The sequence below is a fragment of the Agrobacterium sp. lyk4-40-TYG-31 genome (assembly GCF_030209855.1).
Classification (GTDB): Bacteria; Pseudomonadota; Alphaproteobacteria; order Rhizobiales; family Rhizobiaceae; genus Agrobacterium; species Agrobacterium vaccinii.
In genome coordinates, this window is sequence record NZ_JARVRE010000005.1 from 714,186 (window position 1) to 738,553 (window position 24,368).

Below are 24,368 nucleotides of genomic sequence, written 5' to 3' on the forward strand. Positions count from 1 at the left end.
AGCAGTTTCGATGCGTAAAAACGCAAAAAGCCGCGCGGATGCCGCGCGGCAATCATTATGAACGACAATCTGGAGTAGTCGTCAGCTCATAGCGGCGGGTTGAGGAATGACGGCATTGCCTTTTCACCCTCGGCAAGCGACAGGAACAGCCGCGATGTGTCGAGCGCCTCGCGGATCGTCACATCCATGTCCAGATAACGATAGGTGCCGAGCCGACCCACGAAGGTCACGGACTTTTCCTCATTGGCCAGCGACACATATTGCGCAAGCTGCTCTTTTTCGGTCACCAGACGGATGGGATAGTAGGGCACATCGTCTGGTCCGCATTCACGCGAAAACTCGCGGTAGCAGACGGAGCTTTCGTGCTTTTCCCACGGTGAAAAGTGCTTGTGTTCGGTAATGCGGGTGAAGGGCACCGAGACCTCACCGTAATTCATAACCGCGCAGCCCTGGTAATCGCCGTCATAGGTGAAGCGTTCGAAATCCAGCGTACGATAACCCAGCCTGCCATTGGCATATTCGAAGTAACCATCCAGCGAGCCGGAATAGAAGGTATGGTCGTAGCCAGCGATATCCCCGCGACCGAAATTGCTGTTCAGGTGAACGCGAATGCCGGGATGATCGAGAATGCGTTCCACCATCGGCGTGTAGCCGGTTTCCGGCATGCCCTGATATTTGTGGAAGAAATAGTCGTCGTCGTAATTGAACCGCACCGGCAGGCGCTTGAGGATGGATGCGGGCAGATCGGTCGGCGAGCAGCCCCATTGCTTCTGCGTGTAGCCCTGGAAAAACGCCTCGTAGAGATCGCGTCCCACGAAGCGCAGCGCCTGTTCCTCGAAGGTCTGCGGGTCTTCGATTGTCTTGTCGGCCTGCTCTTCAATAAATGCTTTCGCCTCATCCGGGCGAAATGTCTTGTTGAAGAACTGGTTGATCGTATGCAGGTTGACCGGCAGCGAGAACACTTGGTCGCGGCTGGTTGTCTTGACCCGGTTCTTGTAGGGCATGAAGGTCTGGTAGGTGTTGACGTAATCCCAGACCTCGGCATCGTCGGTGTGGAAGATGTGCGGGCCGTAGACGTGAACCATCACGCCTGTCTCCGCATCGCGCTCCGTATGGCAATTGCCGGCAATATGGTCGCGCCGGTCGAAAATATCGACCTGATGGCCCGCAACGGCGAGTTCGCGACCGATAACGGCACCGGAAAGCCCGGCGCCGACAATGGCTATCTTCTTGGACTGGGACGTCATCGACCTGCCTTGTAAATGTTACACGCACACCCGCACATCTGGGATGCGCAGGTGTGCTGCGTTAGTCTTGCGATATTCCTTTACGGGGCGATATCGATTTGTGACACTTCGGACGTCAAGCCGTAGCCGAGGCTTCAGGCGTCCACAACCGTGCATCATGTGGAATGTCGGAGAAGGCGTGCCACTCGCGCATCTTCTCGAGGTAACGCGCGCGATAGGTCGCCTCATCGACGAATTCGAGATTTTCCAGAACGAGTTCCGAACCGATTTCGTAGTAGACATCCATGTTGCGGAAGTCTGGAACCGGTGTTTCGCCGCGTTCGGCCTCACCCTGCATCTGCCAGTACAGTTCTTCCAGACGACGGGCCAGACCCGGAATGTCGCGGAGTGCACTCGTTTCGCGGCTGGCCTGAAGCTTGTCCCTGATCAGTTTCAGCGCAGCCGGGTTATTGGCATAGGCAATTGCATTGGCGACGTAATCCTGCGGGCCATCACAGATCAGTTCGGGCACGCCGGTTGCAGCAACGACGCTTGCGCAGAAGCGCGATGCAAAGCTCTTGCCGGGGAAGGTCAGCACGGGAAGCCCGACCGTCAGCGAGTCGGCTGCCGTCGAATGCGCACCGTAGGGGAAGGTGTCGAGGAAGAGATCGGCGACGCCGATGCGGGCAAGATGCTCGGCATTGGCAGCCTTTGGCGCAAAGATGATCCGCTCGGCGTCGATTCCGGCTGCCACGAACATGGCCAGCAGACGCTGGTCGGCCTTTTCGTTGCCGCTGAGCATCCACAAAATGCTGCCCGGCGTCGCTGTCAAAATGGCCTTCCACTGTTCGAACGTACCCGCCGTGATCTTCTGCATGCCGTTGAAGCAGGCGAACACGAAGGCGTTTTCCGGCAGACCGGCTTTTTCACGCGACGGCTTTTCGGCGATGAGACGCTTGCGGTCGATCGGCTGGTTGCAGGCGATCCGCAGAACCTTTTCGGAGTAATAAATCTCGCTCGAAGGCGGCACGATCTGTGCGTCGGCAATCATGTACTGGTGGAACGGCGAGCCCATGGAGCCGGGATAGCCGCAGAAATTGACGATGACCGGCGCCGGACGGTAGCCGAAAATCTTGGTGCGCGCATGCTTGGTATAGCCGTTAACGTCGATCAGAATGTCGATCTCGTCGCTGGCAATCTGGCGGGCCGCAGCCTCGTCGGTCAACGTACCGATGTCGTGCCAGGCATCGACCGCCGCCTTCATGCGCGTCTGCGTCGCATCGTTGGCAACCGGGTCGCCGCAATAGTAAGCGTGAATTTCGACGCTCGTCTTGTCATGCAGTTCCAGCATTTCGCGCAGCGCAAATCCAACGGCGTGGTCGCGCAGGTCGGAAGAGACATAGCCGACACGCAAGCGCTGGCCCGTGCCGGTCTTCTGCTTGACCGTTTTGCGCGGGAAATTGCGCAGGTCGAGACGACCGACGAAGCTCTTGTTGTATTCATAGGCACGGGCCAACTGGAACATCGGGTCGTCGGCATAGCATCCCAGCGTCAGCGGCGACATGGAATCGATCATCTGGCGCTGCGTGACATGGCTGGAGGAGGTGATGATCGGCCATTTGCACTGACGTTGACGGATGGCACTCCAGTGCTGTCCGGTCTCGGTCTTTTCCGGGCGTAGCTCCATGGCATCCCACAGAATGGTCTCGGCTTCTTCCAGAAGTCCGGCATTTTCCATCACGCGGCCTATGTGCTGCATCGCCATGACCCGGTAGGACAGGCGGTCGGGCGTCGTCTCGGACGTGCTCTCGACAAAGCTTCTCCATTGCTGGATCGCCTGCGGGAAAGAGCCACTGTCTTCGAAGGCGCGGCCAAGATTGATTTGGGCAGGCCCGAACATGGGATCGATCTTCAGGGCTGCGCGCATGGCGTTGATGGAGCCGGGGATGTCATTGAGCTGACGCAGCATGACGGAATAGTTGAAATAGACCATCTGCGCGCCGGGATGCGCTTCGTTAAAGGCGAGCCACGTCTTGTAAAGCTCGACCGCCTCGCCCTTGCGGCCTTCCGCGCTGAAGCTTTCGGCAAACTTGAACACGTCGCCCAGCGCAAGGCGTTGGGATTTGGCCAGTTCAAGAAGGTTTAGAAAAAGCGAGCTGGAAGAACCAACGTTTGCGACACTGTTCATCAATCAAGACCCCGGAGCTGGCGTGCCCAAAGGGCAACGAACCAATAGCTGTGTTAAATCGGAGTGGAGATTAATACGTCGAAGCTTGTGCGGCGCTTTACTTGTACGAAATCAGTGCGACTTTACTCAAAATTGTACGGAATTGCTGCTGAAATTGCGACCAGGCGGGCAGATAATCTGTTTGCCCGCCATATAGGGACATATTCTAGAACAGGTCGATGTCGCCGGAAACTTTGTCGAGCGGCTGCGAATGACCGTGGCGCAGGCCAGCGCCCAGGGCCTTCTGCATTTCCGCCAGCTTGACGAGGCTGAGTGCCGTAGAGACATCCACGACCCAGTTGATCGGAATGGAGCCGGTGATGGTGTCGATGAATTCGGCAAGGCCGCGCGTCTTCTGGACGGCAAGGTCGATGCCCTGCAACAGGCGCATGCCCTCGGTCGTCACGGCACCATTTGTCGCCTCGAGCAATTGCGGCTCGATACGCTCGATGAGATAGGCCACGTCGTGCAATTCGGAAACGACCCGCATCAGCACATCGGGCAGCGCCTCGTCGAAAGTTGAAAGATCTATGTGCTCGGCGATCTGCATAAAATACTCCGTGGCCGGAATTGCGGACCGAGAGGTTTTTTACCCGGTTCGAAACTCAAACAAAAATGATGGTACGGCGTGAGCAAATCGCCCTTATACGCCGTGTCAGAAAAACTCGATATCGTTGGCCACTGGCTTCGGCGCCGGTGCTGGACGTCTTTCCAGCGCGACCGTCGACTGTGCTTCGGCACCGCTGAGCGGATGCTGACGCGCGCGACCGGAGACCGGCCAGAACTCTACCTTGCGGCCCGAGTCCCCCCCGGTCGACTGCCCCAGCAAGCGAATGCCTTCATCCTTTAGAAACTGCACCGCAAATGCGGCGTTCTGTTCGCCGACATTCGAGAAGCTGGCAATGGTTTTCGCCCCGCCGAAAATCTTTGCCTCGAGCCGATCGCGGCGTGCTCCCTGCTTGAGCAGGCCGTTGATCAGCAATTCCATGAGATGCACCCCATAACGGGTTGCATCTCCACCCCCCATGCCCCCTGTCCCCGGCAGCAGAAAATGGTTCATGCCGCCGACGCCCGCAACAGGGTCTCTGAGACACGCAGCCACGCACGAACCGAGAATGGTCGTCAGGACCACATCGGGATCATTGGCGATTTTATACTCGCCTTGGATAATATGTACGCGCTTGGCTGCGGTTTCGATCATTTCAAGGATCCAAATACGGCTTCGATTGCCGCCTTCATCTTGTCGATGGAGAATGGCTTGGCCAGAACGTTGTTGGCGCCCAGCTGTGCCGCCTTCTGAACCAGCGCGCGGTCACCCTGCGCGGTCAGAATGATGAAGGCTGCCTTCTTGGTGGTGGGGTTCGTGCGAACCGCCTGCAAGAAGCCGAGACCATCCATCTTCGGCATGTTGAAGTCGGAGATCACGAGATGATGGGGCTGCTGCTCCATGATCTTCATGCCCTGCTCGCCATCGCCAGCGGAGGTGATCTGCTTGAAGCCGAGCTGCGTCAGTGCATCACTGAGCAGGAGGCGGCTTGTGACCTGATCGTCAACGATCAGAACTTTGATTTTTTCTGCAAGAGACATTAGTCGGAACCTTCTTTTCGGGCAGCAGTAAGTTTCAGAATTTCTTCGCCGATGGCGTTGAGCGGAAATTGTTGTTGGACGGCACCAAGCTCATGAGCAACGCGTGGCATGCCATAAACGACGCAGGTTTTTTCGTTTTGGCCGATCGTGCGCGCACCGGCATGGCGCATCTTCAGCAGTCCGGCAGCACCGTCCCGCCCCATTCCGGTCAGGATGACACCAACGGCATTGCGTCCGGCGAGTTCAGCCACGGAATCGAACAGAACATCGACGGACGGACGATGGCCATTAACAGGTTCTTTTTCCAAAAGCCTGCAACTTGGTGCGGAATGATTAACGACCTGCAAATGGCGCTCTCCGCCCGGTGCAAGATATATTTTCCCGGTCTGGAGACGGGCCCCATCGGTTGCCTCTTCCACCACAGGTGCGCATAGTCTGTTCAGGCGCTCAGCAAAGCTTTTCGTGAACGTCGATGGCATGTGCTGCGTGATGACGGTGGGCGGGCAGTTGGCCGGGAATTTCTGCAAAACGGAGATCAAAGCCTCGACACCGCCGGTCGAGGAACCGATGGCAACGATCTTGCGACCGACGCGGTAATCGCTCACAGCCATGGGCAGCGACGCAACGGGTTTTTCCACCTCGACGCTGCGATAGCTCTGATGCTGTGAACGTGCGGCAGCCTTGACCTTCTCGGCCAGATCGCCAAACGGTCTGCTGTCGCCCGGCGCTGGTTTACCAACGCAATCGAACGCGCCGATTTCAAGCGCCGCAAGCGAAGCACCTGCACCGCGATGCGTCAGCGTCGAGACCATGATGACGGGCATAGGCCGAAGCCTCATGATCTTTTCCAGAAACTCGAGGCCGTTCATCTCCGGCATCTCGATATCCAGCGTCACGACATCGGGATTAAGCTCCTTGATCGCGGCGCGCGCCTCCATGGCGTTGCCTGCCTGGCCCACCACTTGAACATCGGGGTCGGCTTTCAGGACAGCCGAAATCAGGCCGCGCATCGTCGGGGAATCATCGACAACGAGGACTCTGGCGGGTGCGCTCATGCTTTCCTCCCGCCCGGTTTGCCGATGTATTTATAGGTCGTGATGCCGGTGTTATCGAACAGCGCCTTCGGGTCGCCCGAGACCCGTTCGGAGTGGCCGATATAGAGATGGCCGCCTTCCGGCAGAAGACCGGCAAAACGTGCCCAGATTTTCACCTGTGTCGGCTCATCGAAATAGATCACCACGTTGCGGCAGAAAATCACGTCGAAACCGCCCTTGAAGGGCCATTGCGTCATGAGGTTCAGCTCGTTGAAGGTGATCAACTTCTTGACCTTGTCGCTGATCTGAAACTTGCGGCGACCGGCGACATCCACGTCCTGGAACCACTGCTTGCGCATGGCCGGCGTGACGGTTTCCAGTGCGTTTTCGTCATAGACCCCGGCTCTGGCCTGCGCCAGAATTTTGGGGTCGATATCGGTTGCCAGAATGCGGAAGTCGTATTCGGCGGCGTTGGGAAACATGCCCAGAACCGTCAGTGCGATCGAATAGGGCTCCTGCCCGTCGGAACAGGCCGCGGACCAGATACGAACACGTCCACCGGCCTTTGCCCGGTTGATCAGACCCGGCAGGACCTCATCGCGCAGATTCTCGAAGTGGTGGTTTTCGCGGAAGAAGCGCGTGAAGTTCGTCGTCAGATGCGACAGCATCTCGCGACGGGCATGGGCGCCCTCCTGGGACGACACGAGGGTGCAGTATTCCCGAAAACCGGAAATACCCAGATTGCGGATGTGCTTGGACAGTCGCGAATAAACGAGCGACGCCTTGGTGTCGTTCAGATAGATGCCGGCATCGGCATAGATCATCGCGGCGATTTCGGACAGGTCGCGGCGTGTCAGCGGATATTCTCCGCTGGCCAGCACTTCGTCCGGGGATAGGCGTGTATCGTTAAACTTGAGCGCTGTCATTCATCACTACTTTCAACCGGCTACCGCAAGAGACATCTCTTGCTTGAGCGACTGGCCACGAGACGCGCCGACAACGGCATCCACATCCAGAATGAGAGCCACGCGGCCATCGCCAAGGATGGTTGCGGCAGCAATGCCCGGAACGTGGGTGTAGTTGGCTTCCAGCGATTTGATCACGACCTGACGCTGACCCTGGATGGCATCGACCATCAGAGCGCGCTGACCGCCACCTTCCGATTCCACCAGAAGGGCAACACCGTCGACCGGGTTGGCCTGGGTGGCGCGGAAGTTGAGAATGCGACCGACGTCCACCAGCGGGCAGAAGGAGTTGCGGATGGAGATCAGGCGCTGGTTGGAACCGAAGGAGTGAATGTTCACGGCTTCCGGCTGCAGCGTTTCGACAATCGCCGTCAAAGGCACGACCAGTGTCTGACCAGCAACCGTCACCACCATGCCGTCGAGAACGGCCAGCGTCAGCGGAAGGCTCATGGTGAAGGTCGAGCCGAGGCCCGGGCGAGAGGTGATGCTGATGCGGCCACCGAGTGCCTGGATCGAGCGCTTGACCACGTCCATACCGACGCCACGACCCGAAATGTCGGAAATCTTGTCGGCGGTGGAGAAGCCCGGTGCGAAGATTAGGTTGTCGATTTCCTCATCCGTCAGGTTGGCATCGGCAGCGATCAGATCGTTGTCGATAGCCTTCTGGCGAACGCGCTCGCGGTTGATACCCGCGCCGTCGTCGGCCAGTTCGATCAGGATACGGCCCGAACGGTGCTTCGCCGTCAGCTTGACGGTGCCCTCAGGATTCTTGCCTGCGGCTTCGCGCTTTTCAGGTGTTTCGATGCCGTGGTCGACGGCATTACGGATCATGTGCGTCAGCGGTTCAGCCAGCTTGTCGATGACCGTCTTGTCCACTTCGGTGTTTTCACCCTCGGTGATCAGACGGATCTGCTTGCCGATCATGTCGGCCACTTCGCGAACGATACGCGACATGCGCTGGAAGACAGGCTTCACAGGCTGCGCGCGGATGGCCATGACGCTATCCTGAATTTCACGCGTCAGCTGCTGGAGTTCTTCCAGACCCATGTTGACGGCAGATGTGCCGGTCGTGTCGTTCTCGATGACGCTCTGCGACAGCATCGCCTGGTTGATGACGAGCTCGCCAACGAGGTTGATGAGGCGGTCGACGCGGTCGAGATCGACGCGGATGGTCTGACCGGCGCTGGCGTTTGCGGCAGCAGCGGCGGCAGCCGGTGCTTCCTTCTTCTCGGCAGCGGCAGAAACGGTGCGCGTAACTTCGGTCGCGGCAACGGCTGTCGCAACTGTCTTTGCAGCAATCGTCTCTTCTGCGCCAGCAGACATGACGGCGGGTTCGTCGGCAACTTCATCCAGCACCGAGAGATCGAACGGCACCGGTATCATCGGCAGTTCTTCTTCAGGCGGGGTTTCGGCGACGATCTCGGTGATTTCCAGATCGCAATCCCATTCCGCGAACTCGAACACGGTGCGGATGCCAGCGGCACCCTTGTCCGTCTTGATCGTGATCTTCCACTGGAAATAGGCAGCTTCCGGCTCGATGTTTTCGAGCGCAGGCAGGTTGCTCATGTCGCAGTTGATGCTCATCTCGCCGATGCGCGAGAGGTCGCGCAGCAGAAGTGCTGCTTCGTTACCCTTGGCGTAGAGCGAGTTCTGCGGCTTGAAGACGACGTTGAAGGACGGCGTTTCCATCAATGGAACCGTGTCGTCTTCAAAATCGCCGAAGGAGAAGGCGACGGGCTGGAAGCCGCTGTCGTCTGTCGGGGCCGGTGCTGCTGCAACCGGTGCAGGCGCTGCGGCCTTCGGTGCGGCTGGTTCTGCTGCACCCGGGGAAACCTTCTCGCCGTTGGCAAGCGCTTCCAGTTCCTTGACCAGACCGCGTGTACGGCCTTCCTCAACGCTGCCACCATCACGGGCGGCGTTGGTCAGATCGGCCAGAACGTCGGCCGATTTCAGCATGACCTTCAGAACGTCCTGATCCGGCTCGAGCTTGTTCGAGCGCACGCAATCCAGTGTCGTTTCGAAAACATGGGCGAAGGCCACGAGATCTTCGAGACCGAATGCACCCGCTCCACCCTTGATGGAATGAACGGCACGAAACACAGCATTCACGGTTTCCGGGTCGCGGTCGCCGTCATTTAATTTCAGAAGACCCGATTCCAGTTCAGCGAGTTGCTCCTCGCACTCCTGGAAAAAGATTTCTTTGATTTCGTTCATATCCATCGTGTGTGGTCCCGTATCAGGCAGTTACGCGTTCAATGGCATCGATCAGCTTTGCAGGGTCGAACGGCTTGACGATCCAGCCGGTAGCGCCTGCCTGGCGGGCACGATTTTTCTTCTCGGCATCGCTTTCGGTGGTCAGCACAAGGATGGGGATCGCACGATACTTCTCGTTGCGACGAACGCCCTCGATGAAGCCGAAGCCATCGAGACGCGGCATGTTGATGTCGGTGACGATGACATCCGGCTGGCAGCCTTCCAGCACTTCCAGCCCTTCGATGCCGTCTTCTGCCTGAATGGTCTCGAAACCGGCATTGTTCAGCGTCAAAAGCAGCATATTGCGGATCGTTCTGGAGTCGTCGACGGTCAGAACCTTCTTCTTCATTTCTGCATCTCCTTCGGGAGCATATGATCGATGTCCATGCCGATCAGTTTAAGGGTTTTGTCAAAGGCATCGGATGCCTTGGAAAATGTGAATGACTTGCCGTCGGCTTCCCAAGCCTTGACGCCTGCCATCAAGACCTGGGCGCACTGCACGCCCACGCGCTCGACCTCGGAGGCATCCACCGCAAGCGGGGCACCCCTCATTTCCATCAGTTTTCCGTGCAAGACGGATGCCTGATTGAGGTCCAGCACCGGTGACAATTTCAATGTCGACTGCGCTGCTTTCCTGCCTGCCATCAAATCACTCCTTGGCGTCTGAATTGTTGGTGCACGTAGCCATAGTCCATGGGCTCTTCGCGCATGGTCGCCACGTTTTGCTGATGTTGTCTCGTGACCGGCTGCTCCACCGCGTTCATCTGGCGGGCAATGCGGAATTCCCGCACGGTCCGGCCCAGCTCGAGAATGACTGTGTGCAGGTCGTCTGCGTCCTGCGAAGCCGTCGTCAGGCGGCTGGCGGAACGGTCCGTCTCTGCGCCGATGGCATTGAGTTCCACCGCAACGCCCTGCAGGCTGGTGACGTTTTCACCGGTGCGACGGGCCACATCGCCGATCATGTCGCTGACGCCGGAGACCTGGCGAACAACGCCGCCGATGGCTTCCTGGGTGCGGTTGACCATGCGAACGCCTGCGTCCACCTGCGTTTTCGTGCCGTTGACGAGGTTCTTGATTTCGCGTGCGGCATCGGCAGAACGCTGCGCAAGGGCGCGCACTTCCTGCGCCACCACGGCAAAACCGCGACCGCTTTCGCCAGCGCGTGCCGCCTCGATGCCTGCATTGAGTGCAAGCAAGTTCGTCTGGAAGGCAATCTCGTCGATGGAGCCGATGATGCGGCCGATCTGCTCGGCGGATTGTTCGATACCGGCCATGGCGCTGATGGCTTCACCGACGGCGGTGCCGCTTTCGGTTGCCGCCGTGCGGGCCTGTGTCATCGCATTTTCTGCGGCCTGAATGCGCTCGCTGCTGGTACGCACTTCGCCGATAACGGCGCCCAGCGTATCGGAGGCATCGGTAAACCTTTGTGCCTGCTGGGAGGACTGCGCGGCCATGGTGCGGCCCTCGCCTGCCATGCGCTCGGTTGCGGTCTGTGCATCGCGCACGCCGGCCTGCGCCGCAGCCATAGAGGCTTCGATCTTTTCCAGCGCGCCGTTGAAGGCCTCTGCCAGATCGCGGTAGACGTCGGGAATATCGCCGGTGATGCGCGCCGTCAGGTCACCGGCTGCAAAGGCATTCAGTGCATCGCCCAGAAGCCGCTTGGCATCGGCCTGGTCGCCTTCGCGCTGCTTGGCCAGTTCCTGGGTGTGGCGAAGACGCAATTCATTGAAACGCAACGACACGGCAATTTCGGTATCGACCATCACCAGCCGGACGACGGCTTTGACGGCTTCGGCCAGTTCGCGCTGACGCTTGCGATTGCCGGGCAGAATGGAGCGGGGCGCGTTTTGCGCAATCAAGCCGCCCAGAAGATTTTCCAGAACCACGGCATGACCGGCGACGTGCCAGCGCGGGTCGAGACCCATGCGGCTTTCCGTGTCGGACAGGACCTTGATACGCTCGGCATAGACAGCGTCGAAACGGGCGTCCGTCAAAACACTCCAATGCGCGGTCTGGAGATCGTGCAGACGGTCGAGCTGGTTTTCACTCTCAAAGGATGGAGAACAGTCGGGCATGGACTGGAAGCGCACCATCAGGTCGCGCAGGCCCGCCTTGACGTGGGGCTCCAGCATGGTGCGGTAACGGCGCAGCAGATCGCACTGGTCTTGGTCAAGACCAGCAAAACGCAACCGGCCTGCCAGGCTTCCGCCTGTGGCCTTTCGCGTATGATCTGTTGGCAATTCCTGCCCCAAGCGACGTCCCCGATAGTTACGCCGGTTGAAACCGGCTTATGACCGATTGAGAATGTCAGTATCCGGGAGGATATTTCACGAGCCCGCGCACCACACATGGTGGCGCACCGACGCTGCTGAGCCTTCTGCAATCAAAGAGAATACCGGATCGACCCGGTACGGCAGGGCGGCGTCATGCCTGGAAGGAGATTGGTAAAACTCCATTCCGCCGTGAAATACGTCCAATCTTTATGGTTAATTCCTTGCTTGAAGGTTAAGAAAGCGCGGTTTCACCTGAGATTGCTAAAATTTGTTATGCAATTTATCTTTCACAACATTTAACAGGATCGGATTCATTCGAGAATCGCCGTTTTTGGAAAAGATTTCTTATTTTTAGGCCTCCCGCGCTGGACAATGGCAACACCGTTCCCCTAAAACAAAATCACACGATATCCACTTCCATGGTGATGTTTCAACGAAACGCTGACGACGAATAAGGAGACATGATTTTGCCATGGATCGGGAAAAGCCTTTGCGCCCCGCTTCACTCCACGAGGCTGATCGATGTCTTTGTCGCGGGCATGCTCGTTTTCATCGGAATTCAGGTTGCCGCAAACGCCGCGCCGGTTCTGAAACCGCACCGTCTCGAACGCTCCCATCTTCCGCAGCAGACCGCGCCCTCTGGTGCCGAGGCAAGCGCTGAGCTGGCTGTTCACGTCGCCATCTGCGATGTCTGCGATCACACGCTCGATCACAATTTTGTTCATGGGATTTTACCGGTTTCGCCACTGGTAACCGACTATAGGAAGGCCCAAATCGGGCTCGAAGACCTGCGCGCCGATCTGCGTGGTTTTCGTCTCGCCGGAACGGTCTCGCCTCGCGGTCCACCGAAAACAAGCACATAGCCGTCACGGCCATTTCTTCCGTCTCCTCCCGACGGATCTGGCGAAGCTGACGGACGCAAGAACCGCCAAACCGCAACGCCAGAGAAATTGCCAGCCTATATGAGACTTGAAGTCCTACTTCCCATTTTGATTGCCCTACCCTTCCTCGGCAGCATCATCACTGCCGCGATGCCGCGATATGGCGCCGCGCGCGCGCCCGCCGCCGTGGCAGGTGGTATCGCGCTGTTTGCGCTGCTCTCCGCCATCTTTCTTTACAGCAGCGTCAAGGGTGGCGCGGTCATCAAATATGATGTGGAATGGTTGCCGCAGCTCGGCCTCAACTTCACGCTTCGGCTGGATGCGTTCGCCTGGATGTTCATCATCCTCATCACCGGCATCGGCTTTCTGGTGGTGCTTTACGCCCGTTATTACATGTCGGCGGAAGATCCGATCCCGCGTTTCTTCGCCTTTCTCCTGTCCTTCATGGGCTCGATGCTGGGCATCGTTCTGTCCGGCAACGTCATTCTGTTGTCGATCTTCTGGGAATTGACCAGCGTTTTCTCCTTCCTGCTAATCGGTTACTGGCATCACAATGCCACTGCCCGCGATGGCGCGCGCATGGCGCTGACCGTCACCGGCATCGGTGGTTTCTGCCTTCTGGCCGGTCTGCTGATCCTCGGCCACATGGCAGGCAGCTACGATCTGGACGCGATCATTGCAAAGGGTGCCGATATTCGCGCCCATTCGCTCTATGTGCCAGCGCTTGTGCTCATCCTCATCGGTGCACTGACGAAAAGCGCGCAGTTCCCGTTCCACTTCTGGCTTCCCAACGCCATGGCCGCGCCGACGCCGGTTTCGGCCTATCTGCACTCCGCCACCATGGTGAAGGCGGGCGTCTTCCTGCTTGCGCGCATGTGGCCGGTTCTGGCGGGGACGCCGGAATGGTTCTGGCTGCTCGGTTTCTGCGGCATCATCACCCTTTTGCTCGGTGCCTACTTCGCGATGTTCCAGCAGGATCTGAAGGGACTTCTCGCCTACTCCACCATCAGCCATCTCGGCCTTATCACCACGCTTTTGAGCCTTGGAAGCCCGCTGGCTGCGGTCGCTGCCATCTTCCACATGATGAACCATGCCACCTTCAAGGCGTCGCTGTTCATGGCCGCTGGCATCATCGACCACGAGACCGGCACCCGCGACATGCGGCGCTTGAGCGGGCTCTATCGGTTCTTACCCGCCACCGCCACGCTGGCCATGGCGGCCAGTGCGGCCATGGCCGGGGTGCCCTTGTTCAACGGCTTCCTGTCGAAGGAAATGTTCTTTGCCGAATCCGTTGAAACCCATGCGGATTCGCTGCTGGACAAGGCCCTGCCCTATGTCGCGACCCTGTCGGGCGCCTTTGCGGTGGCCTATTCACTGCGCTTCATTCACACCGTGTTCTTCGGCCCGCCGCCGCACGACATCCCCAATCCCAAGCCGCATGAACCGCCGCGCTGGATGCGTTTTCCCATCGAGTTTCTGGTCCTCGCCTGCCTGATCGTCGGCATCGTGCCCAGCCTCTCCATCGGCCCGTTCCTGCATTCGGCGGTGCTGTCGGTGCTGGGTCCGCAAACGCCGGTCTACAGTCTGTCGATCTGGCACGGCTTCAACGTTCCGCTGATGATGAGCCTCGTTGCGCTGATCGGTGGCGTTGCCATCTATGCGGCGCTCGGCGGCTATTTTTCGCGCTGCGAAGACGGTCCGCCGATCTTTCGCCACCTGCGCGGCCAGCGTATTTTCGAGCGCATCATCGTCACCGTGTCCTGGAAATGGGCGCGATGGCTGGAAAGCACGCTGGGAACCCGGCGTCTTCAACCGCAATTGCGCATGCTGATCCTCGTTGCGCTGATTGCCGGTTTCTCACCGCTCGCCGCCTCGCAGTTTTCGCTGACGCTGCCCAGCGTCACCAGCTTCGACCCGATCTTTGCCATTCTGTGGGCCATCGGCATGATTGCCGCCATGGGCGCAGCATGGCAGGCGAAGTATCATCGGCTTGCGGCCCTCGTCATGCTTGGCGTCTCCGGCCTCGTCACCTGCCTCACCTTCGTATGGCTGTCGGCGCCAGATCTCGCGATTACCCAGTTGCTGGTCGAAATCGTCACCCTCGTGCTCATTCTGCTTGGCCTGCGCTGGCTGCCCAAGCGCATGGTGAAGGTGGACAACAACAACGAACTGCCCTCGCAGCTTCGTCGCGGACGGGATTTCCTGCTCGCCGTGTTCTGCGGCATCGGCATGAGCGTCATCGCCTTTGCCGTCATGACGCTGCCGGTGCCCAACACCATCGCCAATTACTTCCTTGAGAAAGCCTATTCGGAAGGCGGCGGCACCAATGTCGTCAACGTCATTCTGGTGGACTTCCGTGGCTTCGATACGATGGGTGAAATCGCGGTTCTGGCCATCGTCGGCCTCACCGTCTTTGCGCTGCTTCGCCGTTTCCGCCCCGCTCAGGAAAGCATCGGCCTGCCGGAACAACAGCTCATCCAGAACGCTTTCGATGCCGATAGCCCGGAGCGCAGCAAGGGCGATACGGTGCGCGACTATCTGCTGGTGCCATCCGTCATCATGCAGTGGATGTTCCCTGTCATCGTCACCTTCTCCTTCTTTCTGTTCATTCGCGGTCATGATCTGCCCGGCGGCGGCTTCTCGGCTGGCATCACGATGGCGGTGGCGTTCCTGCTGCAATATCTGGCGGGCGGTACCCGCTGGGCGGAAGACCGTATCCGCATCCTGCCGCTGCGCTGGATGGGCTTTGGTCTGTTGATGGCGGCATCGACCGGCATGGGGTCGTGGTTCCTGGGCTATCCGTTCCTGACATCCTATTTCCAGTACACGGAGATCCCCTATATCGGCAAAATGCCGACAGCCACGGCGCTGCTGTTCGATCTCGGCGTCTTTTCGCTCGTGGTCGGCGCGACCGTTCTTATTCTGATAGCATTGGCGCACCAATCGCTGCGTAATTACAAGGTACGTACGCCCGACGCCGCAAAAGCGGAGGACGCGTAATGGAACTCATTCTCGCCATGGGTATCGGTGTGATGACCGGATCGGGCGTCTGGCTCATCCTGCGCCCGCGCACCTATCAGGTCATCATCGGCCTGTCGCTTCTGTCCTACGCCGTCAATCTCTTCATCTTCGGCGTCGGCGGCATCAAGACCAATGCACCGCCTTTGCTTCTGGATGGCGTCATCACCTCCACCCTCACCGATCCAGTTCCGCAGGCACTGGTGCTGACCGCCATCGTCATCGGCTTTGCCACCACCGCCCTGTTCCTCGTGGTGCTGCTGGCAGCGCGCGGCCTGACCGGCACCGACCATGTCGACGGGAGGGAAACGAAGTGAACGACTTCCCCGCCCACATCGTCGTCTTACCCATTCTGGTGCCGCTGATTGCCGGTGCACTGCTGCTCTTCATCGATGAGCGCAAGCGTACCGCGAAGGGTCTCATCAGTGTCCTTGCCACTTTCGTGTCGCTAGCTGTCGCCATCGCCCTGTTTCTTGAGGTGAATTCGACCGTCAACACGGAAGTCGCCGCCGTCATTTCGACCGGCGTCTACCTGCTCGGCAACTGGCCCGCCCCCTTCGGCATCGTTCTGGTCGCAGACCGCCTTTCGGGGCTGATGGTGTTGCTGGTGGCGCTGCTCGCCATTCCATCGCTGATCTATTCGCTGGCCAAATGGCACAAGGCGGGCGCGCATTTCCACTCACTGTTCCATCTGATGCTGATGGGCGTCAACGGCGCGTTCCTGACGGGCGATCTGTTCAACCTCTTCGTCTTCTTCGAGGTCATGCTGGCCGCCTCCTACGGCCTTCTGCTGCACGGTTCGGGACAGTTGCGGGTAAAGGCCGGTCTGCACTACATCGCCATCAACCTCGTAGCCGCACTCTTCTTCCTCATTGGCGTCAGCCTGATCTATGGCGTCACCGGCACCCTCAACATGGGCGATCTCGCCCAGCGCATTGCGGGCCTCAACCCGGATCAGCGTATGTTGCTGGAAACAGGCGCAGCCGTTCTCGGTATCGCTTTTCTGGTGAAGGCAGGCATGTGGCCGCTGAACTTCTGGCTGCCGTCCGCCTACAGCGCCGCGTCTGCGCCAGTCGCCGCACTGTTTGCCATCATGAGCAAGGTCGGCATCTACGTGGTCGCCCGCCTGTCCTTCCTGCTGTTCGGTGAAACGGCAGGCGCATCCGCAGGCTTTGGCCATGATGCGCTGCTGGTCGGCGGCATCGCCACCATCGTCTTCGGCACCATCGGCGTGCTGGCCTCGCAGGCGCTGGGGCGTTTGGCCGGTTTCTCGGTGCTGGTGTCTTCGGGCACCCTGCTGGCAGCCATGGGCACCGGTAACCCCACGGTTGCTGCCGGTGCGCTCTATTACCTCGTTTCTTCAACGCTGACGATCAGCGCCTTCTTCCTGCTGATCGAACTCGTGGAACGCGGACAGGATGCCGGTGCCAACGTTCTGGCCGTGACCATGGAGGCCTATGGTGATGGTGAGGAGGACGAGGTGGAAGACGAGGTCGGCGTGACCATGCCCGGCACCATGGCGGTTCTCGGCACCTGCTTTGCGGCCTGCGGAATTCTGCTGGCCGGTCTGCCGCCACTCTCGGGCTTCATCGCCAAATTCTCGATGCTCACGGCCATCCTCAATCCATCAGGCCTTGGCGCAAACGATACCATCTCGACGCTGTCGTGGTGGCTGGTGTTCCTCATCGTCTTTTCAGGTCTTGCCTCGCTCATCTCCATGACGCGCGCTGGCATCCGTACTTTCTGGGGCTCGCTGGAAGGCACGGTCCCACGCGTTCTCGTCATCGAAATCGCACCGATCCTGCTGCTGCTCGGCATGACGCTCGCCATGACCATCGCTGCCGGGCCAATCATGCGCTACCTGCAGGAAACGGCACGGATCGGCGGGCTTCCCGAAAGCTACATCCAGGGCGTGATGACGGCACCGCGGGCCGCCACTGCCCCGGAGGCAGCACCATGATCAGACGCATCTTTCCCTACCCGCTGCTGACGATCTCGCTGGTCGTCTTCTGGATGACGATCAACAGCTTTTCGCCCGGTCATCTGTTGCTGGGAATCGCCGTCGCCATGGTCGCGTCCTGGGCCATGGCCTCGCTGCGTCCGCCAAAGCCGCGCATTCGCAACTGGCATCTCGTGGTGAAGCTGTGCTTCATCGTGTTTTACGATATCATTCGCTCCAATCTCGCGGTTGCCTTCATCATTCTGTTCAATCGAGACCGAAAGGCCAATGCGGGCTTTCTGACCATTCCGCTCGACTTGCGGGACCCGATGGGCCTTGCAGCGCTGGCCGTGGTGCTGACCGCCACGCCGGGCAGCGCATGGCTGGAATACAACTCCTCGCAGGGCACGCTGCTGATCCACGTTCTCGATGAAGTCAGCGAGGCGCATTGGCAGAACCTCATCAAAAGCCGATATGAAAAATTACTGATGGAGATATTCGAATGAGTTCAGTTATCCTGTTCTGGTCGTTTTCCATCGCCCAGTTCTTTCTTGCCATCGCCATGGCCATTTCCGTTTACCGCATCGCCATCGGCCCGCGCGCGCAGGACCGGGTGCTGGGTGTCGATACGCTTTACGTCAACGCCATGCTGCTGGTGCTGACCTTCGGTCTGCGCACCGGCAACGATGTCTATTTCGCCGCATCGCTGCTGATCGCCATCTTGGGCTTTGTTTCAACCGTTGCGCTCTCGAAATTCATGATGCGCGGGGAGGTCATCGAATGAGTGAAGCTGCCGAATTCCCCCTTTGGGCCGCAATACTGGTCGCATTCTTCGTGCTTTTGGGTTCATCGCTGACGCTGGTCGGCACCATCGGCTTTGCAAGGCTGCAAAGTTTCTACGAGCGCCTGCACGCCCCGACGCTTGGCACGAGCTGGGGCACGGGCGGCATCGTCGTGGCATCCATTATCTATTTCTCGGTGTCGGGCCAGCGCCCGGTCTTCCACGAAATCTTCATCGGCCTGTTCATGACCATCACCACGCCGGTCTCGCTGATGCTTCTGGGACGCGCCGCACTTTACCGCGACCGCGCCGAACAGGACCCCAACAGTCGTCAGAGCCTTTGAGCGTTGAGCGCCCCAAAACCCGTTGATGTCGATAGTTTTTTGTAGAAAACTGACAGGCTGTAAAACAGCTTGATTGTTTTCTACAACCATTCACACCCTGAAAATCCAATGATTTCCTATATTTGACCCCTGTCAAATCCGCCAAAAAGATGAGTGATATCGCATATTTACAGCGGCGCGATGTTCCCTGAATCTTAACGGTTTTCCCGCATTGTGGCGGAATTCAGTTTGTTCGGGGTATGTTATGACGGGTTTCTTTTCAAAATCGATCGTGGTGCAGATGGTCTGTCTGACCATCGCACTCATTTTTATGGGCATCGTCGCCGTTGGCAGCACAACCTACATGCGGTTGAAAGATGATGTCATGGAAAGCGCTCTTCTCGATACGCGGCGCGCGGTCAGAAGCATGGCAATCCTTTATGAGATGAAGGTCGGCGGTGCGCAGGTCGCCATCGAAAACGGCGAACTGAAATCCGTCAGCCGTCCCAGCATCGGCTCTCTGCTGGACTTCGACCTCGTGGATCGCACTGGCATTTCCAATGGCGGCGTCGCCACGGTGTTTCAGGCTCAGGGGTCTGATTTCCTGCGTATCTCGACCAACGTGAAAAACGAAAAGGGCGAACGCGCCGTCGGCACCAAGCTGGCGCTCGACAGCCCCGCCTACGCCAAGATCAGCAAGGGTGAGGCCTACTTCGGTCAGGCCCGCCTGTTCGGCACGGATTACATGACCGGATACCTTCCCGTCCTCAACAAGTCTGGCGCTGCCGTCGGCATTCTGTTCGTCGGCGTTCCCATGACGGTCTATCAGTCCCACATCGATGGCCTGCGCGACATCGTGCTGTGGTGCGGCTTCGGCGTCATGCTGATCTTCGGACTTCTCGGCTACTACGTCATCAACCGCGCGCTTCGCCCGCTCGGTGTGCTGACCAATGCGGTCAAGTCGCTGTCGGAAGGCAAGCTGGACACGACCATTCCCTATGTCGAACGCAAGAACGAGTTCGGCAACATTGCCCGCGCACTCGAAGTCTTCCGTGACAATGCCCATGAAAAGCTGGTCATCGAAGGCCGCAGTGCCGATGAGCGCGCAGAAGCAGAAGCAGAACGCGGTCGCAACGATGCCGAAAAGCGCGAGACGGATCGCCAGATCGACTTTGCCGTCACCCAACTGGCCGGTGGCCTTGCCCGCATGTCGCAGGGTGATCTGACGCAGACCATCGACACGCCATTCTCCGGTCGTCTGGAGCAGTTGCGGTCGGACTTCAACAATTCGCTCGCCAACCTGAAAGACGTTCTGGCGCAAATCCGCGAGAGAACGCTGGTCATTCAGCACAACGGCATGGAAATGCGTGAATCCTCCAACGATCTGTCCCGCCGCACGGAATCGCAGGCTGCATCTCTGGAAGAAACGGCCGCTGCCGTCGAAGAGATCACCGTCACCGTGAAGTCTTCGGCTGAACGTGCCCGTGAGGCCAACCAGGCGGTTCGCGTCACCCAGAAGAGCGCCGACAGCTCCGGCTCGGTCGTCAAGAACGCCATCGATGCGATGGGCCGTATCGAAGACGCATCCAAGAAGATCGAACAGATCATCGAGGTTATCGACGATATCGCCTTCCAGACCAACCTGCTGGCGCTGAACGCCGGTATCGAAGCTGCCCGCGCGGGTGAAGCCGGCAAGGGCTTTGCCGTCGTCGCACAGGAAGTCCGCGAACTTGCACAGCGTTCGGCGGATGCCGCCCGCGAAATCAAGACGCTGATCAACCAGTCCACCAACGAAGTCGGCACAGGCGCGCTTCTGGTGCAGGAAGCCGGACAGGTTCTGTCCGACATCAGCGAGCAGATCATCGTCGTCAGCAAGCATGTCGAGACCATCGCGACCGCCACCGCCGACCAGTCCTCTGCGCTTCAGGAAGTCAACGGCTCCGTCAACCAGATGGACCAGATGACCCAGCAGAACGCAGCTATGGCAGAAGAATCCAGCGCTGCAACGCAGATGCTGTCGGAAGAAGTCGAAGCCCTGCTCGGTCTCGTCCAGCGCTTCCGCATCCAGCCTGACCAGCAGCGCGACCGCTACAGCCGCGCCGCCTAATCCAAGCCGCATCGTCCGAAATCCGAAAGGGCCGCCTGATACTTCTCAGGCGGCCCTTTTTCTATTCGGCTGCCGCCTGGGTGACGCTGAAAACCTGATTGATGTAGGCCCTGAGCGCGGCAGGCCGTACCGGCTTGTGCTGCACGGCAATGCCTTCCTTTTCGGCCTGAGCGCGCACCTCCGGCGTCCGGTCCGCCGTGATCAGCAGAGCCGGAATATCCTTGCGGTAGAAGCGTCGCAGCCGCAGCACGGCGTCGATACCATCGCCATCGTCAAGATGATAATCGGCGACGATAATATCGGGCGCATCGCCCGGCGCCGACAGCAAGGCATCGACGGCGCTGATGGAACCCGCCGTGCTGACCTTGCAGCCCCAGCCGGATATCAGCAGCTCCATGCCATCCAGTATCTTTGGTTCGTTATCGATGCACAGCACCCGGAAACCGCGCAGTTGCTGCGCAACCGGCTGCGGCACATCGCGCTCCACCGCTCTCATCGCCCGGCTCTGGGTCGTCTCGCGCGGAAGATTGACCCGGAAGGACGTCCCCCTGCCCGGCACGGACGAGAGGTGGACAGGATGGTGCAGGATGCGCGACAGGCGGTCGACGATGGAAAGCCCAAGGCCAAGGCCTGCCGCCGTCTTTGCACCCTCGTCCAGCCGCGCGAACTCCTTGAAGATGGTGCGGAATTTAGACGACGGAATGCCGATGCCGGAATCCACCACCTGAATGATCGCCTCTTTCCCGTGGCGACGCACCCCAACGACGACCTTGCCGGTGACAGTATATTTGATGGCGTTGGACACGAGGTTCTGCACCAGACGTCGCAGAAGGTTGATATCGGACTTCACCGTCAGCGATGTCGGCATGACGATGAGTTCGAGGTTTTTCTCCCGCGCCATCGGGGCAAAATCCGTCTCGATGCGCTTCAACAGGTCATTCAACGCCACGGATGCCATGCGTGGCTTCATGGTGCCGGTGTCTAACCGCGAAATATCCAGCACGGCCCCGAGGATCGCCTCAACCGACTCCAGTGCCGAATCGATGTTCTGGACGAGGGAGCCGTTCTCCGATGCGCCCACCCGCTCCACCAGCGCCGACGAATAGAGCCGGGCGGCATTGAGCGGCTGGAGAATGTCGTGACCGGCAGCGGCGAAGAAGCGCGTCTTGCCTATATTGGCCTCGTCGGCAGCAGCCCGTGCCTCGGCCAGCTCGTGGTTCACCCGCGTCAATTCGCCGGTGCGCTCTTCCACCCGCTGCTCCAGCGTCTCGTTGGCCTGCTTCAGCGCCTGATCGCTCGCCACCCGCTGGGTGATATCGGTAAAGGTGGCAACGATGCCCTTGTCCGGCATGGCATTGGAGCGCACCTCGATGATGCGAGCACCTCCCGCCAGCACCAGCGAGAACGGCATGTCCATGGTCAGGAACAGATCGATGGTCTGCTTCTGCTGACCCGCTGCGATATCGCCGCGCTCTTCCAGCATCGCAACGATCTCGTTGAGCGGCAGACCCACGCGCCCGAATTGTTCCGGCAGGTCCAGCAGCGTGCGGAACCGGCGGTTCCAGATGGTCAGTTGCTGCGAACTGTCGAACACGGCAATGCCTTGCTCCATCTGCGCCAGCGCCGTTTGCAGCATGTCCTGATTGTATTGCAGCGCTTCGCTGGCTTGATCCAGCAGCCAGACCGTATCGGCGCTGGTGTCCTCGGCCTTTTGCAGGATCAGCGACAGCACAAGCCGCGCCGAAGACGAGCCGATCGCACTGCCCAGCAATTGCTCCGAGAAATGAATAAGCGCCATATCCGCTGGCTGGTCATCTTCCAGCTTGCGCCCAGCGGTCTTCTCGTAGGCATAGAGCGAGCGCAACATGCGCTCCTCCCCCAGATAACGTGCCACCGCCGTCTTGAGATCACCCACGCTGACCCGTGTTTTCCAGCCGCGCGTCGCAAATTGCGATCGCGAATGGCGCTTCACGAAAATACCCGACTGGATGCGCTCCACCGGACGCGGATTGCGCGACAGCGACCCCAGCACGAAGGCAGCGCAATTGACCAGCAGGCTGAGCGTGACGGCGTTGACCAGCGGGTCGGCGCCGGGACCGCTAAACACGGTTACGCCAGGCAACAGGAAGCTCAGAACCGTCGTCGCGATGTGGGAATTGTCAGGCCCGCCGAGGCTGGGCAGAAACAGCAGATAACCCCAGACGAAGAAACCTGAGCTGAGGCCCGCAATCGCCCCACGCGCATTGGCCCGCCGCCAGACCAGCCCGCCCAGCAGAGACGGTGCCATCTGCGCGATTGCCGCAAAGGCCAGCAGGCCGATGGAGGCAAGACCCGACGCGCTGTCTGCGGCCCGGTAGTAGGCATAGCCCAAGAGCAGAACCGCGAAGATAGCGGTACGGCGAATGTTCAGCAGCGTCTTGGCAAAGTCGTCGCGATGCGCGGTGCGGTTCAGCAGCTTCTGTCTCAGGAAAATCGGCATCACGATATCATTGGAGACCATGATGGACAGCGCGACTGAAGCGACGATGACCATGGCGGTCGCCGCCGAAAAGCCACCGATGAAGGTGATCAGCGACACCACCGGCATCTGGTTCACCAGCGGCAATTGCAGCACGTAGAGATCGGCGTCACCGCTGCTGCCCAGCGTCAGAAGACCGGCAATGGCAATCGGCAGCACGAAGATGTTGATGGCGATGAGATAGAGCGGAAAAAGCAGCCCCGCCATGCGCAACTCGTTCGGCGTGCGGTTCTCCACCACCGTCACATGAAACTGGCGCGGCAGGAGAATGATCGCGAAGGCCGAGAGCAGCGTCAGCACAATCCAGCGGCTGATCGGTGTCTGGTAGGACATGGCCTGCATGACCTGTTCGTTTTGCGACGCCAGCTCCCAGAGCTGCGAGGGGCCATCGAACAGGAAGAAGACGACATAGACACCCGCCGTACAGATGGCGACCAGCTTGACGACCGATTCCATTGAAATGGCAAGGATCAATCCGTCCTGATGCTCGGTCGCATCCGTGTGGCGGGTGCCGAAGATGACGGCAAACCCGGCCATGACGACCGTCACCAGCAGCGGCAGATCGAGGAAATAGAGGTTGCCGCTGCCAATCCCGTAATCGCTCGGGTCCACCATGGCGGCGACCGAGTTGGACACGGCTTTCAGTTGCAAGGCGATATAGGGAATGGCCCCGACCAGCGCGATGATGGACACCAGCGTCGCCACCGTCGGGTTCTTGCCATAGCGGGCCGCGATGAAATCGGCGACCGAGGTCAGCTTTTCGGCCTTCGCCAGTTCCACGATGCGCCGCAGGATGGGCATGCCCAATGTGAAGGCGAGGATCGGGCCGGTATAGATGCCGAGGAACTCAAGCCCCCGCTCGGACGCCAGACCCACGCCGCCGAAATAGGTCCATGATGTGCAGTAGATCGCAAGGCTTAGCGCATAGACGATGGGCCTGCCCTTTTTCGAGGGTGGCTTGCCGCGGCTCTTGGCGTCGCCATAACTTGCCACCGCAAATAGCAGTAGAATATAGGCGAATGCCGAACCGAATATGACCCACCCCGGAAGCACCTGGCTGTTCTCCCCCACCGTCCTCGCGGTCGAGCATAGGCCAGTTCCGCCAAAATGAGAATTGGCCAGGCCTTGGCATAAAGTTTAAGATGGCGGAACCAATCGTGTTTTTGTTGCGTATATCTGCACATTCGAAAATTGGATGTTATTGTAGGTTGGCCATCGCGGATGCGACGGCTGAGA

20 protein-coding genes are annotated in these 24,368 nt (G+C 59.3%); 8 read left to right on the top strand and 12 right to left on the bottom strand.

Annotated features, from left to right (window positions below; translation table 11 throughout):
* Nucleotides 1-86: 86 nt before the first annotated feature.
* From glf to QRN55_RS14010, 11 genes are all read right to left on the bottom strand, one after another.
* Nucleotides 87-1,247 (bottom strand): UDP-galactopyranose mutase, encoded by a 1,161-nt coding sequence (gene glf, locus QRN55_RS13960; protein WP_284777134.1) that lies wholly within the window; start codon nt 1,245-1,247, stop codon nt 87-89.
* Nucleotides 1,248-1,362: 115 nt separating this feature from the next.
* Nucleotides 1,363-3,414, bottom strand: coding sequence for an O-linked N-acetylglucosamine transferase, SPINDLY family protein (locus tag QRN55_RS13965; RefSeq protein ID WP_284777135.1), 2,052 nt, complete (start codon nt 3,412-3,414; stop codon nt 1,363-1,365).
* A gap of 205 nt (nt 3,415-3,619) precedes the next feature.
* Nucleotides 3,620-4,003: a chemotaxis protein CheT gene (gene cheT / locus QRN55_RS13970; RefSeq protein WP_284777136.1), complete on the bottom strand. Its 384-nt coding sequence runs from the start codon at nt 4,001-4,003 to the stop codon at nt 3,620-3,622.
* A gap of 105 nt (nt 4,004-4,108) precedes the next feature.
* The gene (cheD, locus tag QRN55_RS13975; RefSeq protein ID WP_111840818.1) at nt 4,109-4,654 is read right to left on the bottom strand and encodes a chemoreceptor glutamine deamidase CheD; all 546 of its coding nucleotides are present in this window, start codon (nt 4,652-4,654) and stop codon (nt 4,109-4,111) included.
* Entirely contained in the window at nt 4,651-5,040 is a 390-nt protein-coding gene (gene cheY2 / locus QRN55_RS13980; protein WP_042618009.1) for a chemotaxis response regulator CheY2, read from the bottom strand. The genes cheD and cheY2 overlap by 4 nt, the downstream gene beginning before the upstream one ends.
* Nucleotides 5,040-6,095, bottom strand: coding sequence for a protein-glutamate O-methylesterase CheB (gene cheB, locus QRN55_RS13985; protein WP_284777137.1), 1,056 nt, complete (start codon nt 6,093-6,095; stop codon nt 5,040-5,042). Before cheB ends, cheY2 begins: the two co-directional genes overlap by 1 nt.
* Entirely contained in the window at nt 6,092-7,000 is a 909-nt protein-coding gene (cheR, locus tag QRN55_RS13990) for a protein-glutamate O-methyltransferase CheR (protein WP_111840816.1), read from the bottom strand. Before cheR ends, cheB begins: the two co-directional genes overlap by 4 nt.
* Nucleotides 7,001-7,012: 12 nt before the next feature.
* The gene (locus tag QRN55_RS13995) at nt 7,013-9,259 is read right to left on the bottom strand and encodes a chemotaxis protein CheA (protein ID WP_112498914.1); all 2,247 of its coding nucleotides are present in this window, start codon (nt 9,257-9,259) and stop codon (nt 7,013-7,015) included.
* Nucleotides 9,260-9,275: 16 nt separating this feature from the next.
* Nucleotides 9,276-9,641 (bottom strand): chemotaxis response regulator CheY1, encoded by a 366-nt coding sequence (cheY1, locus tag QRN55_RS14000; protein ID WP_111840814.1) that lies wholly within the window; start codon nt 9,639-9,641, stop codon nt 9,276-9,278.
* Nucleotides 9,638-9,937, bottom strand: a complete 300-nt coding sequence (locus tag QRN55_RS14005; protein WP_111840813.1) for an STAS domain-containing protein — start codon at nt 9,935-9,937, stop codon at nt 9,638-9,640. Before QRN55_RS14005 ends, cheY1 begins: the two co-directional genes overlap by 4 nt.
* Nucleotides 9,937-11,532 (bottom strand): methyl-accepting chemotaxis protein, encoded by a 1,596-nt coding sequence (locus QRN55_RS14010; protein WP_284777138.1) that lies wholly within the window; start codon nt 11,530-11,532, stop codon nt 9,937-9,939. Before QRN55_RS14010 ends, QRN55_RS14005 begins: the two co-directional genes overlap by 1 nt.
* 500 nt (nt 11,533-12,032) lie before the next feature.
* On the opposite strand from QRN55_RS14010, the gene QRN55_RS14015 reads away from it, so the two are divergent.
* The 8 genes from QRN55_RS14015 (at nt 12,033) to QRN55_RS14050 (ending at nt 20,614) form a co-directional block, all read left to right on the top strand.
* Nucleotides 12,033-12,428 carry a hypothetical protein gene (locus tag QRN55_RS14015; protein ID WP_284777139.1) on the top strand — a complete coding sequence of 132 codons (396 nt, stop codon included), beginning with the start codon at nt 12,033-12,035 and terminating at the stop codon, nt 12,426-12,428.
* Nucleotides 12,429-12,527: 99 nt separating this feature from the next.
* Complete coding sequence (locus QRN55_RS14020; RefSeq protein WP_112498917.1) at nt 12,528-15,446, top strand: monovalent cation/H+ antiporter subunit A; 2,919 nt, start codon at nt 12,528-12,530, stop codon at nt 15,444-15,446.
* Nucleotides 15,446-15,781, top strand: a complete 336-nt coding sequence (locus QRN55_RS14025) for a Na+/H+ antiporter subunit C (protein ID WP_111840809.1) — start codon at nt 15,446-15,448, stop codon at nt 15,779-15,781. Before QRN55_RS14020 ends, QRN55_RS14025 begins: the two co-directional genes overlap by 1 nt.
* Nucleotides 15,778-17,424: a monovalent cation/H+ antiporter subunit D gene (locus tag QRN55_RS14030; protein ID WP_284777140.1), complete on the top strand. Its 1,647-nt coding sequence runs from the start codon at nt 15,778-15,780 to the stop codon at nt 17,422-17,424. Before QRN55_RS14025 ends, QRN55_RS14030 begins: the two co-directional genes overlap by 4 nt.
* Nucleotides 17,421-17,909 carry a Na+/H+ antiporter subunit E gene (locus QRN55_RS14035; RefSeq protein ID WP_233122528.1) on the top strand — a complete coding sequence of 163 codons (489 nt, stop codon included), beginning with the start codon at nt 17,421-17,423 and terminating at the stop codon, nt 17,907-17,909. Before QRN55_RS14030 ends, QRN55_RS14035 begins: the two co-directional genes overlap by 4 nt.
* The gene (locus tag QRN55_RS14040; RefSeq protein WP_111840807.1) at nt 17,906-18,187 is read left to right on the top strand and encodes a K+/H+ antiporter subunit F; all 282 of its coding nucleotides are present in this window, start codon (nt 17,906-17,908) and stop codon (nt 18,185-18,187) included. Before QRN55_RS14035 ends, QRN55_RS14040 begins: the two co-directional genes overlap by 4 nt.
* Nucleotides 18,184-18,528: a monovalent cation/H(+) antiporter subunit G gene (gene mnhG / locus QRN55_RS14045; RefSeq protein ID WP_112498918.1), complete on the top strand. Its 345-nt coding sequence runs from the start codon at nt 18,184-18,186 to the stop codon at nt 18,526-18,528. Before QRN55_RS14040 ends, mnhG begins: the two co-directional genes overlap by 4 nt.
* 244 nt (nt 18,529-18,772) lie before the next feature.
* Nucleotides 18,773-20,614 carry a methyl-accepting chemotaxis protein gene (locus QRN55_RS14050; RefSeq protein WP_284777141.1) on the top strand — a complete coding sequence of 614 codons (1,842 nt, stop codon included), beginning with the start codon at nt 18,773-18,775 and terminating at the stop codon, nt 20,612-20,614.
* A gap of 61 nt (nt 20,615-20,675) precedes the next feature.
* On the opposite strand, the gene QRN55_RS14055 is transcribed toward QRN55_RS14050, so the two are convergent.
* A complete protein-coding gene (locus QRN55_RS14055) occupies nt 20,676-24,185 on the bottom strand; it encodes a PAS domain-containing hybrid sensor histidine kinase/response regulator (RefSeq protein WP_284777142.1) in 3,510 nt (1,169 codons plus the stop codon).
* Nucleotides 24,186-24,368: the final 183 nt, after the last annotated feature.

Coding starts and splice junctions, on each gene's coding strand:
- glf (WP_284777134.1), bottom strand. CDS start 1,247: ATGACGTCCCAGTCCAAGAAGATAGCCATTGTCGGCGCCGGGCTTTCC.
- QRN55_RS13965 (WP_284777135.1), bottom strand. CDS start 3,414: ATGAACAGTGTCGCAAACGTTGGTTCTTCCAGCTCGCTTTTTCTAAAC.
- cheT (WP_284777136.1), bottom strand. CDS start 4,003: ATGCAGATCGCCGAGCACATAGATCTTTCAACTTTCGACGAGGCGCTG.
- cheD (WP_111840818.1), bottom strand. CDS start 4,654: ATGATCGAAACCGCAGCCAAGCGCGTACATATTATCCAAGGCGAGTAT.
- cheY2 (WP_042618009.1), bottom strand. CDS start 5,040: ATGTCTCTTGCAGAAAAAATCAAAGTTCTGATCGTTGACGATCAGGTC.
- cheB (WP_284777137.1), bottom strand. CDS start 6,095: ATGAGCGCACCCGCCAGAGTCCTCGTTGTCGATGATTCCCCGACGATG.
- cheR (WP_111840816.1), bottom strand. CDS start 7,000: ATGACAGCGCTCAAGTTTAACGATACACGCCTATCCCCGGACGAAGTG.
- QRN55_RS13995 (WP_112498914.1), bottom strand. CDS start 9,259: ATGGATATGAACGAAATCAAAGAAATCTTTTTCCAGGAGTGCGAGGAG.
- cheY1 (WP_111840814.1), bottom strand. CDS start 9,641: ATGAAGAAGAAGGTTCTGACCGTCGACGACTCCAGAACGATCCGCAAT.
- QRN55_RS14005 (WP_111840813.1), bottom strand. CDS start 9,937: ATGGCAGGCAGGAAAGCAGCGCAGTCGACATTGAAATTGTCACCGGTG.
- QRN55_RS14020 (WP_112498917.1), top strand. CDS start 12,528: ATGAGACTTGAAGTCCTACTTCCCATTTTGATTGCCCTACCCTTCCTC.
- QRN55_RS14025 (WP_111840809.1), top strand. CDS start 15,446: ATGGAACTCATTCTCGCCATGGGTATCGGTGTGATGACCGGATCGGGC.
- QRN55_RS14035 (WP_233122528.1), top strand. CDS start 17,421: ATGATCAGACGCATCTTTCCCTACCCGCTGCTGACGATCTCGCTGGTC.
- QRN55_RS14040 (WP_111840807.1), top strand. CDS start 17,906: ATGAGTTCAGTTATCCTGTTCTGGTCGTTTTCCATCGCCCAGTTCTTT.
- mnhG (WP_112498918.1), top strand. CDS start 18,184: ATGAGTGAAGCTGCCGAATTCCCCCTTTGGGCCGCAATACTGGTCGCA.
- QRN55_RS14050 (WP_284777141.1), top strand. CDS start 18,773: ATGACGGGTTTCTTTTCAAAATCGATCGTGGTGCAGATGGTCTGTCTG.